This window comes from Terrabacter sp. C0L_2 (genome assembly GCF_036352015.1).
Taxonomy (GTDB): Bacteria; Actinomycetota; Actinomycetes; order Actinomycetales; family Dermatophilaceae; genus Terrabacter; species Terrabacter tumescens.
On the sequence record NZ_CP143557.1, the window covers coordinates 4,140,371 to 4,157,824 of the forward strand.

Consider the following 17,454-nt stretch of genomic DNA (forward strand, 5'->3'; position numbering starts at 1 on the left):
CCCGAGGTGGGCCTGGCCCCCCAGGCGTCCGCGCCGGTGTGCACGTCGGCCCCCTGGCCCGGTGAGGTCAGCGGTCACCCGCGCGTCGCCACGCAGCCCGACGACCGCTCGGTCGCGGCGTGGGGCGACCCCGCGATCATCGCCCGTTGCGGCCTCGACCCGCTCGGCCCCACGCCCCAGGACTGCGTCACCGTCGACGGCGTCGACTGGGTCGTGCGGCCGCTCTCCGACGGCTCGGCGGCCACGACGTACGGTCGCGACCCGGCGATCGAGGTGCTCGCGCCCGGGTCCTACGGCGCGGTTCCGCTGCTGCTGCCGGCCTTCACCGCGGTCGCGCGGACCCTGCCCGAGAACGGCCGTCACTGCGTCGGCTGATCCGCGCACACGGCATACGACCGCTGCCGTATGCCGCGTGCCGTGCGTCGTGGGTCAGCGCAGGCCCGTGCGGCGCTCGAGCGCGAGCGAGATCAGCTCGTCGATGAGGTCGGGGTACGCCAGGCCCGAGGCCGCCCACATCCGGGGATACATCGAGTGCGGGGTGAAGCCGGGCATCGTGTTGATCTCGTTGATGACGACGTCGCCCGACGGCGTGTAGAAGAAGTCGACGCGGGCCAGGCCCTCGCAGCCGGCGGCCTCGAAGGCGAGCACCGACATCTCCCGGATCCGGTCGGCCACCTCGGCCGGCACGTCGGCCGGACAGTCGAGCCGCACGTCGCCCTCGGCGAGGTACTTCGCCTCGAAGTCGTAGAACGCGTGGCCCGACACGACGACGGCCTCACCGAGCTCGGAGGTGCGCGGACCGTCAGTGTCGTGGCCGTCGAGGACCCCGCACTCGATCTCGCGACCCGCGACGGCTGCCTCGACGACGACCTTGGGGTCGTGCTCGCGCGCGGCCTCGACGGCGGCGCGCAGGCCCGACACGTCGTCGACCTTCGAGATGCCCATGCTCGAGCCGGCTCGGGCGGGCTTGACGAAGACCGGCCAGCCGAGGGTGTCGACGCGCGACAGGGCCGCCTCGGGGTCACGTCTCCAGTCGCGGTCGGTGATGACGACGTACGGGCCGACCTTGAGCCCGGCCGCCTCGAAGACGACCTTCATCATCGCCTTGTCCATCATGACCGCCGAAGCCGTCACGCCGGATCCGACGTAGCGCACGTCGGCGAGGTCGAGCAGTCCCTGGAGGGTGCCGTCCTCGCCGAACGGGCCGTGCAGCAGCGGGAAGACGACGTCGACGTCGCCGAGCGCGCGCGGCGGCTCGCCCGGCTCGAGGACGGTCAGCGAGCGGTCGCCGGTGCTGAGCGGCACCACGACGGATGCTCCGGCACCGTCGACCTCGGGGGTCTGGCCCGGCAGCAGGCGCAGCGGCTCGGGATCGTCGGCGACGAGCACCCAGTGGCCGTCGCGGGCGATGCCGACGGGCACGACGTCGTACTTGTCGCGGTCGATGGAACGCAGGACGCTCGCGGCCGTCGAGCAGGAGACGGCGTGCTCGGAGGAGCGGCCTCCGAAGACGATGGCGACGCGGGGGCGGCGGCTCGGCTGGTCGGGCTGGGGCTGGTCCGTGGTCATCAGACGAGACTCTATCCCGCCTCGTGGGGGCCACTCGTACGCTGACGGCGTGGGCACCGAGGCGAATCCGCAGCAGCTGCACGTCGACACCTACCTCGTGGCGTCGGGACGCCCGGGCCGCTCCCCCGGCGCGTCGGTCAACGTGCCCGTCGAGCTGACGTCGACGTATGCCGCGGACGGCGCGGTCAACTACGCCCGCTCCGGCAACCCCACGTGGAACGCGTTAGAGGAGGCACTCGGCGGCCTGGAGGGCGGGCGCGCGCTCGTCCACGCGTCCGGCATGGGCGCCATCTCGGCGGCCCTGTCCCTCGTCCCGGCCGGAGGCACGGTGCTCGCCCCGGACACGACGTACAACGGCACGGGCGACCTGCTCGCCGCGCACGAGCAGGCCGGGGGGACGGTCGTGCGCGTCCACGCGACCGACACGGCAGGCTTCCTCGCCGCCCTCGAGTCGGCCGACCTGCTGTGGCTCGAGTCGCCGACCAACCCGCTCATGGACGTCACCGAGCTCGACGTCGTCCTGGCGCGGTCGCGCGAGCTCGGCGTGACGAGCGTCGTCGACAACACGCTCTCGACCCCGCTCCTGTGCCGTCCCCTCTCCCTCGGGGCCGACGTCGTCGTGCACTCGGTGACGAAGTACCTCTCCGGCCACAGCGACGTCGTGCTCGGCGCGACGGTCGTCGGCGACACCGAGCGCGGGCGCGAGATCGGTGAGCGCCTCCGTCGCCACCGCACCCTCCACGGCGCCATCGCCGGTCCGATGGAGGTCTTCCTCGCCCTGCGCGGCCTGCGGACCCTGGCGGTGCGCTTCGAGCGGGCGAGCGCCAGCGCCGCCGAGCTGGCGCGGCGCCTCGAGGGCCACCCGTCCGTCGCGCGCGTGCGCTACCCCGGCGCGGGCGCGATCCTGTCGATCGACGTCGCGGGTGACGCGGACGCGGCCGAGCGGGTCTGCGCCGCGACCGGTCTGTGGCTGCACTCGACGAGCCTCGGCGGCGTGGAGTCGCAGCTCGAGCGTCGCCGCCGCCACCCCTCGGAGTCCCGGGAGGTCCCGGTCAACCTGCTGCGCCTGTCGGTCGGCATCGAGCACGTCGACGACCTCTGGGCCGACCTCGACCAAGCCCTGGCCGCGGTCTGAGCCCGACTCTGAGATTTCGCTCAGATTCACCCGGGAGGCTTGGTCCTTCGTCGCGCGTCACCCGCGGCGGACGCCGACCCCCGCGAAGGACCCCACGTGAGCAACCTGCTCGACCTCAGCACTGCCCTGTTCCTGCGCGTCAACGACGTCGCGCGCACGTCGACCTGGCTGCACGCGCCCGCGACGGCCTACGCGAAGTACGGCCTCGTCGTCTTTGCGGAGCTGATGCTCGTGGCCTCCTGGCGCCGCCGCAGCGCGTCCGACCGGGTGCTCGCGGCGGCCGTCTGGGCGGGGCTCGGCACCCTGCTCGCCGTCGCCGTCAACCAGCCGGTCGCCGCGCTCGTGGCCGAGGCCAGGCCGTATGCCGCGCACCCCTCCGTCCTCGTGCTCGTCGACCGCACGACGGACTGGTCGTTCCCCTCGGACCACTCGGTGATGGCCGGCGCCGCGGCGGTCGGCCTCCTGCTCGTGTCGAAGCGCCTCGGGACACTCGCCGCCGTGGCCGCTCTGCTCATGGCGGCCACCCGCGTCTACGTCGGGGCGCACTACCCCCACGACGTCGTCGCCGGCCTGCTCCTCGGCGGTGCCGTGGCCGGTCTCGGCTGGGTGCTGCTGCGCAAGCCCCTGACGTGGGCCGTGCACTCCGTCCGGGCGCTGCCGGTCATCGACCGGGTGCTCGCACCCGCTGCCCAGGAGGCGTGACCGGCTCGCGGACGCGGATCGTCCGCGTCCGCCCCTAGCGTGGGGCGTATGGACATGCTGACGGGGACCCAGATCACCGAGGCCGCACTCACCGACTGGCGCAAGCTCGGACAGGGCCTGCACGCCCGCTACGTCGTCGACGACTTCGCAAGCGGTGCGCGGTTCGTCTCGGCGGTCGCGCAGGCCGGCGATGCGGCAGGCCACCATCCGCGCGTGACGATGGGCGACGCGTACGTCGACCTGGTCCTCGTCAGCGACGACGCGGTCCACCGGGACGCCGACGGCATCGAGCACGTCGTCGAGTGGGTGACCGAGCAGGACGTCGACCTCGCACGCCGCATCTCCGAGCTGGCGCCCGACCACGGCGCACGGCCCGACCCTGCGGCGGTCACGACCGTCGAGCTGGCGCTCGACACGGCCCACGCGGACGCGGTCTCGCCCGTGTGGGCGGCCCTGCTCACCGGGTCGACCGACGCCCGCGGCCGGGGCACCATCGGGGACGACGTGCGCGACGCGACCCGCCGCGTCCCGATCCTGTGGTTCCAGGACACCGACGAGCACGACACCCCGCGGCAGCGCTTCCACCTCGACGTGTGGGTCGCTCCAGAGGTGGCCGAGGAGCGCATCGCCGCGGCGGTCGCCGCGGGCGGGGTCGTCGTCGACGACAGCCAGGCCCCGTCGTTCACCGTGATCGCCGACCCGGACGGCAACAAGGCGTGCGTCTGCACGTCGCTGCGGGCAGCCTCGGAGGGCTGACGGCGGGGGCGGATCCGCCTCAACCACTGGGCAGCGCGCCGGACCGCCTCTCCCTCAGTGCTTCTCGGCCTTGAGGTCCCGGGACATCAGGCGCGGCCCGACCTCGCTCGCCGGGTGACCATCGCGGATGACGGCGACCACCTGCTCGCAGATCGGCATGTCGACGTCGTGCTGCTGGGCGAGCGTGAGGATCGACTCGCACGACTTGACGCCCTCGGTGGTCGTTCGCAGCTCCGCGGTCGCCTCGGCGACGGTCCTGCCGCGGCCGAGTCGCACCCCGAAGCTGTGGTTGCGCGACAGCGGCGACATGCAGGTCGCGATGAGGTCGCCGACGCCGGCCAGACCCATGAACGTCTGCGGGTGCGCGCCGAGGGCGAGACCCAGGCGCGTCGTCTCGGCGAGGCCCCTGGTGATGATCGTGGCCTTGGTGTTGTCGCCGAACCCCATCCCCTCGGCCATGCCGGAGGCGAGGGCCACGACGTTCTTCGTCGCGCCGCACACCTCGGCCCCGGTGACGTCGGTGTCGGTGTAGGGCCGGAACCACGGCGTGGCGCAGGCGGCCGCCACCAGCTCGGCCGTGGCCATGTCGCGGCAGGCGACGACGCCGGCGGCCGGCTGGCGCAGGGCGATCTCGGGGGCGAGGTTGGGGCCCGAGACGACGACGACGCGGTCCTGCTCGATGTCCGCCGCCTCGGCGATGACCTCGCTCATGCGCATGGTCGTGCCGAGCTCGACGCCCTTCATCAGCGAGACGACCGGCACCCCGCCGGGGATGGCGTCGCCCCACTGGCCGAGGTTGTCGCGCAACGTCTGCGAGGGGACGGCGAGTACGACGACGTCGGCCTGCTCGAGCGCCTCACCGGGGTCGACGGTCGCGCGGACGCGGGCCGGCAGCTCGAGCTCGGGGAGGTAGGCGTCGTTGCGTCCGGCGTTGATGGCGTCGGCGACCTCTGCACGACGGGCCCACATCATCACGTCGCAGCCGGCGTCGGCGAGGATCATCGCGAACGCGGTGCCCCAGTTGCCGCTGCCCAGCACGGCGACCCGCGTCATGACGTGCTCCCGTCCGTGTCGGCTGCCGGCTTCGGGCGCCCGATCTCGTGGTGCTTCAACGGGTTGCCGATCTCGGGAACACCGTGCGTGCGCGGGTCGAAGCGCTCGGTCGGGCGCTTCTCCTCGCGCAGCACCTCGAGCAGGTCGGTGATGCGGTCCATGAGCCGGTCGGTCGCCTCGCGGAGGATCTTGGTGTCGATGGGGCGCCCGTAGAGGTCGGACAGGTCGACGGGCGGACCCGCATACATCATCATCGTCTTGCGCGGGAAGAGCGAGGGCCGGTGGCCGTAGGGCGACAGGATCTCCTGGGCACCCCACTGCGCCACCGGGATCAGCGGGCAGCGGGTCTCGAGCGCGACGCGCGCCGCTCCCGTCTTGCCGCGCATCGGCCACAGGTCGGGGTCGCGCGTGATGGTGCCCTCGGGGAAGATGCCGAGCGCCTTGCCGGCGCGCACCCCCTCGACCGCAGCCCGGTAGGAGTCGGTCGCCGCGACGGAGTTGCGGTAGACGGGGATCTGCCCGCACTTCTTGAGCAGCCAGCCGACGACAGGGATGGCGAAGAGGCTGTCCTTGCCGAGGAAGTAGGCCTCACGCCCGCTGTCGAACATGAAGTGCGCGAAGACGAGCGGGTCGGCGTAGGAGATGTGGTTGGTCGACACGACGAAGCCGCCCTCGGCCGGGATGTTCTCGAGGCCGCGCCAGTCGCGCTTGGTCACACGCATCAACAGGGGCCGGAGCACGAACGCCACTGCCCGGTAGGCAAAGGGCAGCTGCCTCTTGCGAGCGCCGGCAGTCACGGTGTCAGGTCCTCCTCGTCGTGCGCACGCCGGTCGACGTGGCAGGGCTTCATCTTGTCCACCTCGCGGCGCGGTGTCGAGCAGCGGGGCGGCGAGTGGGACGATAGCGCCAGCATGACGACCTCCTCCCACGCGCACCCCGTCACCGCCGGGTCCACCGACTGGCACGTCGTGGTCCCCGTCAAGGAGACGAGGCACGGCAAGTCGCGCCTCGCGCGCGCCGTCGGCTCGGACCGCGCCGACCTCAGTGCCGCGATCGCCACCGACACGCTCTCCGCAGCGCTGCAGGCCGTCGGCCCCGAACGCCTCGTCGTCGTCACGAGCGACGACGGGCTGTCCGGCTCCTGGGCGGCCCGCGGCGTACGCGTCGTGCCCGACCCGGGCACCGGACTCAACGACGCGGTCCGAGCAGGTATGCGTGCAGCCGGGCCGGGTGCGTCCGTGGCGGCGCTGCTCGGCGACCTCCCGGCCCTCGACGGCGCGTCGCTGCGATCGGCCCTCGAGGCGGCGCAGCAGCACGGCGACTCGTTCGTGCCCGACGCCGACGGCACCGGCACGGTGCTGCGCTGCGGTGTCGGCTTCATGCCCCGCTTCGGGGGTGCCAGCGCGGCTCGCCACGCGGCCGACGGCGCAGTGCGCCTCGAGCTGCCGCTCCCCCGCCTGCGCACCGACGTGGACGACGCCCGGAGCCTGTCGCAGGCCCGCCACCTCGGGCTGGGGCCCGCGACGCGAGCGGTCCTGCAGCACCGCGCATCTGGTTGGATCAGGAGCATGCAGGCCACCGTGCACCGCTTCGACCCCGAGACCCACACCGGGAGCGTGCTCCGCGACGACGGGGTCGAACTGGCCTTCGAGGCGCCGGCGTTCGAGTCGAGCGGCCTGCGGCTGCTGCGCATCGGCCAACGGCTCACGGTCGAGGTCGTCGACGACCTCGTCGTCGCGATGCACATCGTCGGGGTCGGTCCGGGACAGCCGATCCGCTGACGCACGCGTGGGCCCGGCCGATGACCGGCCGGACCCACGTCGCACGGACCTGGCACTGACGACGGCCCGGTGTCGGGCCGTCGTCAGTGGTCACCTGGAGGCGGTCTTCTTCGTGGCGGCCTTGCGTGTCGTGGTCTTCTTCGCCGCAGTCGTCCTGGCGGTGGCGGCCTTGGCCGTCGTCTTCTTCGCGGCAGCCTTGGCCGGAGCGGCCTTGGTGGCGGTCTTGGCGGCGGCCTTCGTCGCGGTCGCGCGCTTGGCCGGAGCAGCCTTGGTGGCAGCGGCCTTCGTGGTCGCCGTCGTCCGCTTGGCCGCGGCCTTGGCGGGGGCGGCCTTGGTCGCCGGAGCGGCCTTGGTGGCGGTCTTGGTGGCAGCCTTGGTCGCGGTCGCGCGCTTGGCCGGAGCAGCCTTGGTCGCGGCGGCCCTGGTCGTCGTCTTCTTGGCAGCGGCCTTGGTGGCAGTGCGCTTCGCCGTCGTCTTCTTGGCCGGCGCGGCGACGACCGAGGACCCGGCGGAGGCGCGCGAGGCGGCCGACTCGGTCTTGGAGAGCTTCTTGGCGCCCGACACGACCTCCTTGAAGTTCGTGCCCGAGCGGAACTTCGGGACGCGGGTCTTCTTGATCTTCACCGTGGCCCCGGTCTTGGGGTTGCGGCCGGTGCGCGCGGCCCGGTCGGCCCGCTCGAAGGTGCCGAAGCCGGTGATGCCGACCTTGCCACCCTTGGCGACCTCGCGGATGACGACGTCGAGGAACGCCTCGAGCGCATCGGATGCGACCTTCTTGCTGCCGAGCTTGGCCTCGAGCGCGTCGATCAGTTCTGCCTTGTTCACGTCTTCCCCTCCAGAGGACTGTCGAGGTCAGGTGACCCGACGATGTGAGTCCGGAACCGGTCCGGCTACCTCCTGACGTTAGGCCGCCTTGGAGGACACGTCCATCACCGATTGGTGGGTTTTTCGTTGTGTCGCAAGGAGTTTGACGGCTTTCGGACCGATCTGGAGGGAAGCAGAGCGGGAGGCCCGGCGGCCGCATCGCCAGGACAGCGGAACGGATCCCCTTGCGTTGCAAGGGGATCCGTTCTGAAGGGTCATGTCGGAGAGGCGACTCCGACCCCGAGTCAGGCCGGGCTGGTCACCGGCTTGTGGCTGGGGCGGTGGGACTCGAAATCTGCGACGAGATCCTCGTGTCGGAGGGTGAGTCCGATGTCGTCGAGGCCCTCGAGCAGCCGCCAGCGGGTGTAGTCGTCGATCTCGAAGGGGGCCACGATCTCCCCGGCGTGGACCGTCCTGGCGACGAGGTCGACCGCGATCTGGGCACCGGGGTTGTTCTCGAGGTACTTCCAGATCAGCTCGACGTCGTCCTGGGCCACGATCGCCGTCAGCAGCCCCTGCTTGCCGCTGTTGCCACGGAAGATGTCCGCGAAGCGCGAGCTGATGACGACCCGGAAGCCCCAGTTCATCAGCGCCCACACGGCGTGCTCGCGACTCGACCCCGTGCCGAAGTCCGGGCCGGCGACGAGGACCGAGCCCTCGGCATACACCGGGTTGTTGAGGACGAACGACTCGTCCTTGCGCCAGGCGGCGAACAGGCCGTCCTCGAAGCCGGTGCGCGTGACGCGCTTGAGGTACTCGGCGGGGATGATCTGGTCGGTGTCGACGTTGCTGCGGCGCAGCGGGACGCCGACGCCGGTGTGGGTCTCGAACTTCTCCATGGCTCAGGCCTCTCCGGTCGTCGCAGACGCCAGCTCGCCCGGCGTGCGGGCCTGGTCGTCGAGGTCGTTGGGGCTCGACAGGGTGCCGCGCACCGCGGTCGCCGCCGCGACGAGCGGGCTGACGAGGTGGGTGCGGCCACCCTTGCCCTGACGGCCCTCGAAGTTGCGGTTGGAGGTCGACGCGCTGCGCTCGCCCGGGGCGAGGGTGTCGGGGTTCATGCCGAGGCACATCGAGCATCCGGGCAGGCGCCACTCGGCACCGGCAGCGGTGAACACCTTGTCGAGCCCCTCGGACTCGGCCTGCAGGCGCACCTTGGCCGAGCCGGGCACGACGAGCATGCGCACGCCGTCGGCGACGCGGTGTCCCTGGACGACAGCGGCGGCCGCGCGGAGGTCCTCGATGCGGCCGTTGGTGCAGGAGCCGACGAAGACCGTGTCGACCTTGATGTCGCGCAGCGGGGTGCCGGGCTCGAGGCCCATGTAGGCCAGGGCGTTCGCGGCGGCGAGGCGGTCGCTCTCGTCGGCGAACTCCTCCGGGTCGGGCACGGAGGCCGAGAGCGGCAGACCCTGGCCGGGATTGGTGCCCCACGTGACGAACGGGCTGAGGTCGGCCGCGTCGAGGTCGACCTCAGCGTCGAAGACGGCGTCGTCGTCGGAGCGCAGCGCGGTCCACTCGGCGACGGCGGCATCCCAGTCGGCGCCGGTCGGCGCGTGCGGGCGGCCCTGGAGGTAGTCGAAGGTCGTCTGGTCGGGGGCGATCATCCCGGCGCGGGCGCCGGCCTCGATCGACATGTTGCAGACGGTCATCCGGGCTTCCATGGACAGGGCCTCGATGGCCTCGCCGCGGTACTCGATGACGTAGCCCTGGCCACCGCCCGTGCCGATCTTGGCGATGACGGCCAGGACGACGTCCTTGGCCGTGACGCCCTCGGGCAGCGTGCCGCGCACGTTGACGGCGAGGGTGCGGAAGGGGCGGAGCGGCAGGGTCTGGGTGGCGAGCACGTGCTCGACCTCGGACGTACCGATGCCGAAGGCGAGGGCACCGAAGGCGCCGTGGGTCGAGGTGTGGCTGTCGCCGCAGACGACGGTCATGCCCGGCTGGGTCAGGCCGAGCTGCGGGCCGACGACGTGCACGATGCCCTGGTCGGCGTCGCCCATGGGATAGAGACGGACGCCGAACTCCTCGCAGTTGCGGCGGAGTGTCTCGACCTGGACCTTCGACACGGGGTCGGTGATCGGACCGGGCGTCGTGGGGACGTTGTGGTCCTCGGTCGCGAGCGTGAGGTCGGGGCGGCGCACGGGCCGACCGGCCAGGCGAAGGCCGTCGAAGGCCTGCGGGCTCGTCACCTCGTGGAGGAGGTGGAGGTCGATGTAGAGGAGATCGGGCTCCCCCTCGGCGCGACGAACGACGTGTGCGTCCCAGACCTTCTCGGCCAGTGTCCCTGCCATGACTCCCTCTGACTTCCCTCCGCGACGACGTTCCGATGCCCGAGCGGCGCGCGCTATCGAGGACCGGGTCGCGACATCGCTCTTCGGAAAGACTGAACCTTTTATGGGTGCGGTGGATTGACGTCTCAGTGCCTGAGACGTCAGTATCAGTGCATGGACAACTCTTCAGGGGTCGGCGTTCTCGACAAGGCCGCGACCGTGCTGGGCGCCCTCGAGGCCGGACCGGCCACCCTCGCCCAGCTCGTCGGCGCCACCGGACTCGCGCGACCGACCGCCCACCGTCTGGCGGTCGCGCTCGAGCACCACCGCCTCGTCTCGCGCGACATGCAGGGCCGCTTCGTGCTCGGCCCCCGCCTCGGCGAGCTCGCCTCCGCCGCCGGCGAGGACCGCCTGCTCGCAGCTGCCGGCCCGGTGCTCGGGGCGCTGCGCGACCACACCAACGAGAGCGCGCAGCTCTTCCGCCGCCAGGGCGACCAGCGCATCTGCGTCGCCGCGGCCGAGCGCCCCGTCGGCCTGCGCGACTCGATCCCCGTCGGCGCGACGCTGTCGATGCTCGCCGGCTCGGCCGCCCAGGTCCTGCTGGCGTGGGAGGAGCCCGACCGGCTCCACCGCGGCCTGCAGGGTGCGGCGTTCACGGCGACGGCCCTGTCCGGTGTCCGTCGTCGCGGCTGGGCGCAGAGCGTCGCCGAGCGCGAGGCCGGCGTCGCGTCGGTGTCCGCCCCGGTGCGCGGGCCGTCCGGTCGAGTCGTCGCCGCCGTGTCGATCTCGGGGCCGATCGAGCGGCTGTCGCGCCAGCCCGGCCGCCTGCACGCCGCCACGGTCGTCGCGGGGGCCAACAAGCTGACGGAGGTGCTGCGCCGCCACCACGCGATGCAGCAGCAGCAACAGCAACAGCACAACGCCTGATCCGTCCCTCTCGAAGCCCCTTCGCCGCCCCGGCTGGAACCCCTTCCCGAACGGCCGCTGCACAACGGATCGGTCACGATCCGTATCACCGCCGCTGCTCGGACAACCAATCCCGGGGTGACCGCGTCACTCTCAGTGCAGTGCAACGACGCACTGCACGTCGCGCGTCTCCGACGCGTTCCACACAAGGGGTCACGATGCAGGCAGCCAGCTCACCGGTCCGCAGTGCACGCGGGATGCGCCACGCCCTCGTCCTGGCAGGCGCCATCGCGACACTCGTCGCCACGACGGCGTGCACTCCCGACCAGGGCGCCGGCACGGCCGGCACGGGTGTCGGCACGGGTGTCGGCACGAGCAGCGCCGCGTCCACCACAGGCACACCGTCGGCCACGACGAGCGGGACCAGTGCCGCCCCGACCTCCACGCCGCCGGCGACCCCGAGCGCGACCACGCCCGCCCCCGCCACCCCGACGAAGACCCCGACCGCTCCCCCGACCACCGCCAAGCCCGCGCCGAAGCCGGTGCCGGCGCCCGTGATCGTGCTGCGCCCCGGCGACACCGGTCCCAAGGTGCGCTCGCTGCAGGCCCGGCTGCGCCAGCTCAACTGGTTCGAGGGCGACGTCAGCGACCGCTACGGCTCCAGGACGACGAGCGCGGTCAGCGGTTTCCAGGCCAAGCGCGGCTTCGCGGCCACCGGCGTCCTCGACGAGCGCACGTGGGACAAGCTCGTCGCGATGACGCACCGGCCGACGGCCGACGAGCTCGCCAACGTCAAGCCCAAGCCGGCCGAGCCCAAGCCGGGTGCGGTCTCATGGGACGTCGACCCGCGCTGCCTCACCGGGCGCGTCATGTGCATCAGCAAGTCGACGCGGCGCCTGACCTGGGTCGTCGACGGCGTGCCGCAGTACGGCTTCGACGTGCGCTTCGGCAGCGACGAGCTGCCCACCCGAGAGGGCGTCTTCTCCGTCTACAAGAAGAAGGTCGACGTCATCTCGAACCTCTACCACACGCCCATGCCCTACTCGATGTTCTTCTCGGGCGGCCAGGCCGTGCACTACTCGTCGAACTTCGCCAGGCTCGGCTACGCCGGCGCCTCGCACGGCTGCGTCAACGTGCGCAACAAGCCGCTCCTGATCCAGCTCTACGACGAGGTCCGCATCGGCGACAAGGTCGTCGTGCACTGGTGAGCGACCACGGCCACGCGGCCGGACGGCATACCGGATCGGGCGCCGGCAGGCGCGTCACAGCACGGCCGTAGGCTGACCTGAAACCCAGGTCACCCCAGGAGGCACTGTGCTCAAGGTTGGTTGGAAGGCGTCCGCGGAGCAGTTCGGTCCCCGCGACCTCGTCACGTATGCCGTGCAGGCCGAGGAGGTCGGGCTCGACTCGGTCTTCATCTCCGACCACTTCCAGCCCTGGCGCCACGAGGGCGGGCACGCCCCCTTCGCGATGAGCTGGCTGGCCGCCGCCGGCGAGCGCACCGAGCGGGTCGTGCTCGGCACGTCGGTCATGACGCCGACGTTCCGCTACAACCCCGCGGTGGTGGCCCAGGCGTTCGCCACGCTCGGCGCGCTGCACCCGGGACGGGTCGTGCTCGGCATCGGCACGGGTGAGGCCCTCAACGAGGTCGCCGTCGGCGCGGCAGGGTCGCCCTGGCCGGAGTTCAAGGAGCGCTTCGCCCGGATGCGCGAGGCGGTCACCCTGATGCGGCGCCTCTGGACCGAGGACCGCGTCGAGTTCGAGGGCGAGTACTACCGCACCCACGGCGCGTCGGTCTACGACCGTCCCGACGAGCCCGTGCCCGTCTACGTCGCCGCGGGCGGGCCCCTCGTCGCGAGGTATGCCGGCCGGTCGGGTGACGGGTTCATCTGCACGTCCGGCAAGGGCCGTGAGCTCTACGAGGACAAGCTGCTCCCCGCCGTGGACGAGGGGCTGGCCAAGGCGGGGCGCACCAGGGACGACCTCGACCGGATGATCGAGATCAAGCTCTCCTACGACCGGGACCCCGCGCAGGCCCTGCACAACGTGCGCTTCTGGGCGCCGTTGTCGCTCACCGCCGAGCAGAAGCACGGCGTGCACGACCCCATCGAGATGGAGCGCCTCGCCGACGAGCTCCCCGACGAGGAGATCGCCAAGCGGTGGATCGTGACGAGCGACCCGGCCGAGGCGGTCGAGGCGGTGCGCCAGTACGTCGACTGGGGCTTCAACCACCTCGTCTTCCACGCGCCGGGCCACGACCAGGGCCGGTTCCTCGAGCAGTTCTCCGCCGACGTGCTGCCGGGGCTGCGCGAGCTGGGCTGAGACCCCGACGGGCGCCACCTCGTCCGGCGTAACCACGTCTGGCGCAACCACGCCCACTGCGGGCGCGCGGCCACTAGCATCCTGCAGAGGGTGCGGTGGACCCCGCGCCCTGGGGGTGGCAGGGATGACGGCAGATCCGACCGAGGCGCCGACGGGCGGGACGACAGGCGGGACGACACGCGGGACGACGTGGGCCCGGCTGACGCGGCTGGCCCGGCGCGTGCCGTTCACGCTGGCGGTCGTCGCGACCATGCTCGTCCTGGGCATCGTGACCCGGTCGCTGTGGTCACCGCTGCGCGACCGCGAGCTGCTCGACACCGTGGCCTACGGACTGCCCGCGCTGCAGGCGGGTCGATGGTGGACGCCCGTCAGCGGGGCATTCTTCGCCCTCGTGCCCGCCCAGTACCTCCCGGTCGCCGGCGGCGCCCTGCTGATGCTCGGCTGGTCCGAGCTGCGGCTGGGCACCCGCCGCGCGGCCCTGGCCTCTGTGAACGGGCACCTCGTCGGCGTCCTCGGCGCCGCGCTCGTGCTGCTCGTGCTGTCGCAGACCAGCTGGGCGTGGGCCGACCGCACCGCAGCCGTGCTCGACGTCGGGTTCAGCGCGGGCGCGCTGGCCGCCGTCGCGGCTGCCAGCGCGACGCTCGCTCCGCCGTGGCGTGGACGGCTGCGACTCGTGCTGAGCCTCTACGCCACGCTGGCGCTGCTCTACGTCGGGCTGCTCTGGGACGTCGAGCACCTGCTGGCGATCCTCGTCGGCCTCGCCCTGGGCCCGGTGCTCCTCGGTCGCAGGCCGCGGCTCGAGCTGCCGACCTTCAGCCGCCACGAGTGGCGCATCATCGCCTCGACGCTGTTCGTCGTGTCGGCGGTCGTGCGCATCCTGCTCTACTTCACCCCGTCCGACGGACCCCTCGGCGCCTCGACGTCCGACTCCGACGCCATGACCGTCCTCGTGGGGGCCGCGATCTCGGTGGCCCTCGCCTGGGGCCTCGGGCGCGGGTCGCGGCGCACGTGGCAGGTGGCCGGAGCCCTGGCCTCGCTCTCGGTGCTCGTCGGGCTCACCGCCCTCGTGGCGGAGCTGCTCGCCCCCGACCAGCTCGACGCGCAGGGCGACGTCGTGTCGTCGGTGCCGCAGCTCGTCGTGGACGGCGTCCTGTGGGTCCTGCAGCTCGTCGTTCTGGTCGCCGGCCGGGCCGCCTTCCAAGCCCGCTCGGGCCGTCGCCGGCGCGCCGAGCTCGCGACCGGCTCGAGCGACCGGGACACCGCCATCGGCCTGCTCAAGACCCACGGCGGGTCCACCATGTCGTGGATGGGCACCTGGCCCGACAACCACTGGTTCATCCACCGCGGCCCCGACGGCACACCGCTCGGCTACGTCGCCTTCCAGGTGCACCGTGGCACCGCGATCGCGCTCGGCGACCCGGTCGCGGCCGACCCGCAGACGCGCGCCGCCGTGCTCCAGGCGTTCGTCGACGACCAGGAGACCCACGGCCTGAAGGTGTGCTTCTTCTCCGTGACGCAAGAGGTCGCCGACTGGGGGCGGGCGCACGGCCGGCGTGACGTGCTCGTCGCGGAGGAGGCGATCATCGACCTGCCCGACCTCGAGTTCAAGGGCAAGTCATGGCAGAGCGTGCGCACCGCCCTCAACCGCGCCGCCAAGGACGGGATCACCTACCGGGAGGGTCGGCTCGCCGACATGCCGAGGGGTCTTCTCTCGCAGGTGCGGGCCATCTCCGAGCTGTGGGTCTCCGACAAGGGCCTGCCCGAGATGGGCTTCACCCTCGGTGGGGTCGACGAGGCGCTCGACCCCGACACGGTCGTCGGGCTGGCGGTCGACGCCGACACGACGGTGCACGGCGTGACGTCGTGGCTGCCCGTCCACTCACCCGGCGGCGAGGTCCGCGGCTGGACCCTCGACGTCATGCGCCGCCTGCCGGACGGCTTCCGCCCCGTGACGGAGTTCCTCATCGCGAGCGCCTGCCTGTCGTTCCGCGAGCAGGGTGCGTCGTTCGTCTCCCTGTCGGGTGCGCCCCTCGCCCACTCCGGCGACGGCACGGCCGAGCGAGCCGCACTGGAGCGGCTGCTCGACCAGCTCGGCGAGGCCATGGAGCCGCTCTACGGCTTCCGCTCGCTCGAGAGCTTCAAGCAGAAGTTCCGGCCGCGGCACGAGCCCGTGCACCTCGTCTTCCCCGACGAGGCCGCGCTCCCCCGGATCGGACTGGCGCTGACGGCGGCCTACCTGCCCGGCGCCTCCCTGCGCGACCTGGCCCGAGCCGGGCTCCAGTCCCGCAGGGACGACGATCACGTGTTCTTGTAGGGGCGCTTCTCCAGCAGCGAGGCGAGGATGGCCGTCTTCTCGGGCGTCCAGCCGGGCGGGTTGGTCACGGCGACCCAGGACTCGAGGTTGGACGTGGCGGAGTAGAGGTGGCCGTAGCCCATCGGGATGCTGCCCGCGCCGGGCAGGTCGAGCAGGACCTGCCACATCGTCACGAGCGGGAACCAGCCCATCCGGGCCGAGACGTCCGGGCCCCGCTCTCCGTCCTTGAGCCACTCGGGCGAGGTGAAGGCCATGCTCGGCGAGAAGAAGACGATGGGGTCGCTCGCGTGCTGGAGGTAGACGAGGCGCGTCGGCCCCCAGTCCGGGGCCCCCCGGCCGAGCCCGTTCTGCTCGGCCGTGAAGCGGACCGTGCGCCCCTCCTCGTAGACGGGGAGGTATGCCGGGCTGTCGGGTTGGCGCTGCGCCGTCAGGCGCGAGTGCATCTCGTTGACGAACGGCGGCCCCGACATGAGGGCGCCGTCGATGGGCTCGTTGATGACGTTGATCGAGCTGAGGATGCTCTCGACGCCGAGGGAGCCGAGCGAGAGCCCGTAGAGGTAGAGCTTCGGACGGCTCGACGCGGGCAGCGTCGACCAGTACTCGTGCACCGTGTCGAAGACGACGCGCGAGGTCTCGCGCACGGCGTCCTGGTCGGCGAGCAGCGAGATCCACGACGGCAGGTAGGAGTACTGCACGCCGGCGATGGCCGTGTCGCCGTTCCACAGGTACTCGAGCGGGTCGGTTCCGTTCTGGTCGAGGAAGCCGGTGCCGGTCGTCGTGGCGATGACGAGGACCTTGCGGTCGAAGGCCCCGGTGCGGCGCAGTTCGGCGAGCACGAGGTCGGCACGGCCCTGCACGCTGTCGGCCGAGCGGAGACCGGCATAGACCCGGATCGGCTCCTTGGCCCCGCCACCGTTGGCGGCGTCGAGGTCGCTCACGGTCGGGCCACCACCGACGAAGTAGCGGCCCTGGCGGCCGAGCAGCTCCCAGCTCGACAGGGACTGCGGGCTACCCGAGCGCTCGGGCTCCGTGGGGCGTCGCATGTCCTCGGCGATGAGGGTGTCGCGCGGCGCGAAGATGTTGTTGGCGACGGCGAAGAAGCCGTTGACGAGGACGCCCGTGAGCAGCGACCAGATGAGCGCCAGCAGCACGGCCGACCCGACGACGACCGCGACCCGGCGCGGCAGGCGTCGCCCGAGCCACCCGAAGACGGTGCGGAAGAGCAGGCGCAGGCTGCGCGCGACGACGAGGATGAGCACCGCCAGAGCCGCGGTGAGGCCGATGATGACGGGCCACACCGTCGGCGAGACCGGCTCCATGCCGTAGAGCGTGCGGATCTCGTTCTGCCAGCCGACCTGGCGCCAGCCGGTGAAGACGGCGGCCCACAGGCCCAGTCCGACGAAGACCGCGACGAGGACCCGGCGCGTGCGGCCGGGCACGCTCGGGATCCCGAGGTAGCGCCAGAGGGCCTGGGTGCCGGCTCCGATGCCGTAGCCGATCATCACGGTGACGCCGGAGACGATCCCCTGCACCATGGCGGCACGTGGGAGCAGCGACGGCAGCAGGGACAGCGCGAAGAACCAGGCCGCGACGGTGAGTCCCACGCCGGAGAAGGTCGTGTCGAGGACGCGGCGGGGAGCGCCGAGGGTCGGCCGCCAGGGGCGGTGCCGGGCCTGGACCGCCGGAGGGGCGACGGTGGTCGGTGCGGTCATGGCGGCTGCTCCTTGCTCGGCGTGGCCAATGACGAGCGTCAGCATATGGCGAGTCCCACACGGCACCCCTGAC

At 72.3% G+C, this 17,454-nt stretch carries 16 protein-coding genes; 9 read left to right on the top strand and 7 right to left on the bottom strand.

Translation table 11 applies throughout. The features are described 5' to 3' along the window. Window positions 1-6: 6 nt before the first annotated feature. Window positions 7-375 carry a DUF3515 family protein gene (locus tag U5C87_RS19265; RefSeq protein WP_330474074.1) on the top strand — a complete coding sequence of 123 codons (369 nt, stop codon included), beginning with the start codon at window positions 7-9 and terminating at the stop codon, window positions 373-375. 54 nt (window positions 376-429) lie between these two features. Here the strand turns inward: U5C87_RS19265 and U5C87_RS19270 are convergent, their stop codons facing one another. Further along, a complete protein-coding gene (locus tag U5C87_RS19270) occupies window positions 430-1,569 on the bottom strand; it encodes a D-alanine--D-alanine ligase family protein (protein WP_330474075.1) in 1,140 nt (379 codons plus the stop codon). Window positions 1,570-1,618: 49 nt separating this feature from the next. Here U5C87_RS19270 and U5C87_RS19275 point away from each other — a divergent pair, with 49 nt between their 5' ends. The 3 genes from U5C87_RS19275 (at window position 1,619) to U5C87_RS19285 (ending at window position 4,162) form a co-directional block, all read left to right on the top strand. After that, window positions 1,619-2,704, top strand: coding sequence for a trans-sulfuration enzyme family protein (locus tag U5C87_RS19275; RefSeq protein WP_330474076.1), 1,086 nt, complete (start codon window positions 1,619-1,621; stop codon window positions 2,702-2,704). 96 nt (window positions 2,705-2,800) lie between these two features. After that, window positions 2,801-3,406, top strand: a complete 606-nt coding sequence (locus tag U5C87_RS19280) for a phosphatase PAP2 family protein (protein WP_330474077.1) — start codon at window positions 2,801-2,803, stop codon at window positions 3,404-3,406. A 48-nt stretch (window positions 3,407-3,454) separates the two neighbouring features. Continuing rightward, window positions 3,455-4,162, top strand: coding sequence for a VOC family protein (locus U5C87_RS19285; RefSeq protein ID WP_330474078.1), 708 nt, complete (start codon window positions 3,455-3,457; stop codon window positions 4,160-4,162). A gap of 54 nt (window positions 4,163-4,216) precedes the next feature. Here the strand turns inward: U5C87_RS19285 and U5C87_RS19290 are convergent, their stop codons facing one another. Together U5C87_RS19290 and U5C87_RS19295 are read right to left on the bottom strand one after the other, a co-directional pair. Further along, window positions 4,217-5,215, bottom strand: coding sequence for an NAD(P)H-dependent glycerol-3-phosphate dehydrogenase (locus tag U5C87_RS19290; RefSeq protein WP_330474079.1), 999 nt, complete (start codon window positions 5,213-5,215; stop codon window positions 4,217-4,219). Next, window positions 5,212-6,012, bottom strand: coding sequence for a lysophospholipid acyltransferase family protein (locus tag U5C87_RS19295; protein ID WP_330474080.1), 801 nt, complete (start codon window positions 6,010-6,012; stop codon window positions 5,212-5,214). Before U5C87_RS19295 ends, U5C87_RS19290 begins: the two co-directional genes overlap by 4 nt. A 114-nt stretch (window positions 6,013-6,126) precedes the next feature. Here U5C87_RS19295 and cofC point away from each other — a divergent pair, with 114 nt between their 5' ends. Next, on the top strand, window positions 6,127-6,996 hold the full coding sequence (gene cofC, locus U5C87_RS19300; protein WP_330474081.1) for a 2-phospho-L-lactate guanylyltransferase: 870 nt from the start codon (window positions 6,127-6,129) through the stop codon (window positions 6,994-6,996). A gap of 90 nt (window positions 6,997-7,086) precedes the next feature. Here cofC and U5C87_RS19305 read toward each other — a convergent pair whose 3' ends face one another. From U5C87_RS19305 to leuC, 3 genes are all read right to left on the bottom strand, one after another. Further along, window positions 7,087-7,821 carry an HU family DNA-binding protein gene (locus U5C87_RS19305; protein WP_330474082.1) on the bottom strand — a complete coding sequence of 245 codons (735 nt, stop codon included), beginning with the start codon at window positions 7,819-7,821 and terminating at the stop codon, window positions 7,087-7,089. Window positions 7,822-8,105: 284 nt separating this feature from the next. After that, entirely contained in the window at window positions 8,106-8,699 is a 594-nt protein-coding gene (gene leuD, locus U5C87_RS19310) for a 3-isopropylmalate dehydratase small subunit (RefSeq protein ID WP_330474083.1), read from the bottom strand. A 3-nt stretch (window positions 8,700-8,702) separates the two neighbouring features. Continuing rightward, entirely contained in the window at window positions 8,703-10,148 is a 1,446-nt protein-coding gene (leuC, locus tag U5C87_RS19315) for a 3-isopropylmalate dehydratase large subunit (protein ID WP_330474084.1), read from the bottom strand. A gap of 153 nt (window positions 10,149-10,301) precedes the next feature. Between leuC and U5C87_RS19320 the strand changes: the two genes are divergently transcribed. From U5C87_RS19320 to U5C87_RS19335, 4 genes are all read left to right on the top strand, one after another. Next, window positions 10,302-11,054: an IclR family transcriptional regulator gene (locus tag U5C87_RS19320; RefSeq protein ID WP_020142814.1), complete on the top strand. Its 753-nt coding sequence runs from the start codon at window positions 10,302-10,304 to the stop codon at window positions 11,052-11,054. A 197-nt stretch (window positions 11,055-11,251) separates the two neighbouring features. Then, a complete protein-coding gene (locus tag U5C87_RS19325) occupies window positions 11,252-12,241 on the top strand; it encodes a L,D-transpeptidase family protein (RefSeq protein WP_330474085.1) in 990 nt (329 codons plus the stop codon). A 106-nt stretch (window positions 12,242-12,347) separates the two neighbouring features. Further along, window positions 12,348-13,355 (top strand): glucose-6-phosphate dehydrogenase (coenzyme-F420), encoded by a 1,008-nt coding sequence (gene fgd, locus U5C87_RS19330; protein WP_330474086.1) that lies wholly within the window; start codon window positions 12,348-12,350, stop codon window positions 13,353-13,355. Window positions 13,356-13,479: 124 nt separating this feature from the next. Beyond that, window positions 13,480-15,669: a bifunctional lysylphosphatidylglycerol flippase/synthetase MprF gene (locus U5C87_RS19335; RefSeq protein WP_330474087.1), complete on the top strand. Its 2,190-nt coding sequence runs from the start codon at window positions 13,480-13,482 to the stop codon at window positions 15,667-15,669. Here U5C87_RS19335 and U5C87_RS19340 read toward each other — a convergent pair. After that, window positions 15,654-17,381 (bottom strand): alpha/beta hydrolase, encoded by a 1,728-nt coding sequence (locus U5C87_RS19340; RefSeq protein WP_330474088.1) that lies wholly within the window; start codon window positions 17,379-17,381, stop codon window positions 15,654-15,656. The genes U5C87_RS19335 and U5C87_RS19340 overlap by 16 nt on opposite strands. Between the last annotated feature and the right edge of the window lie 73 nt (window positions 17,382-17,454).

What these genes read in the sequence shown, in the direction of transcription:
- leuC (WP_330474084.1), bottom strand. Translation starts at nt 10,148, where the DNA reads ATGGCAGGGACACTGGCCGAGAAGGTCTGGGACGCACACGTCGTTCGT.
- cofC (WP_330474081.1), top strand. Translation starts at nt 6,127, where the DNA reads ATGACGACCTCCTCCCACGCGCACCCCGTCACCGCCGGGTCCACCGAC.
- U5C87_RS19270 (WP_330474075.1), bottom strand. Translation starts at nt 1,569, where the DNA reads ATGACCACGGACCAGCCCCAGCCCGACCAGCCGAGCCGCCGCCCCCGC.
- U5C87_RS19340 (WP_330474088.1), bottom strand. Translation starts at nt 17,381, where the DNA reads ATGACCGCACCGACCACCGTCGCCCCTCCGGCGGTCCAGGCCCGGCAC.
- U5C87_RS19335 (WP_330474087.1), top strand. Translation starts at nt 13,480, where the DNA reads ATGACGGCAGATCCGACCGAGGCGCCGACGGGCGGGACGACAGGCGGG.
- U5C87_RS19325 (WP_330474085.1), top strand. Translation starts at nt 11,252, where the DNA reads ATGCAGGCAGCCAGCTCACCGGTCCGCAGTGCACGCGGGATGCGCCAC.
- leuD (WP_330474083.1), bottom strand. Translation starts at nt 8,699, where the DNA reads ATGGAGAAGTTCGAGACCCACACCGGCGTCGGCGTCCCGCTGCGCCGC.
- U5C87_RS19320 (WP_020142814.1), top strand. Translation starts at nt 10,302, where the DNA reads ATGGACAACTCTTCAGGGGTCGGCGTTCTCGACAAGGCCGCGACCGTG.
- U5C87_RS19285 (WP_330474078.1), top strand. Translation starts at nt 3,455, where the DNA reads ATGGACATGCTGACGGGGACCCAGATCACCGAGGCCGCACTCACCGAC.
- U5C87_RS19290 (WP_330474079.1), bottom strand. Translation starts at nt 5,215, where the DNA reads ATGACGCGGGTCGCCGTGCTGGGCAGCGGCAACTGGGGCACCGCGTTC.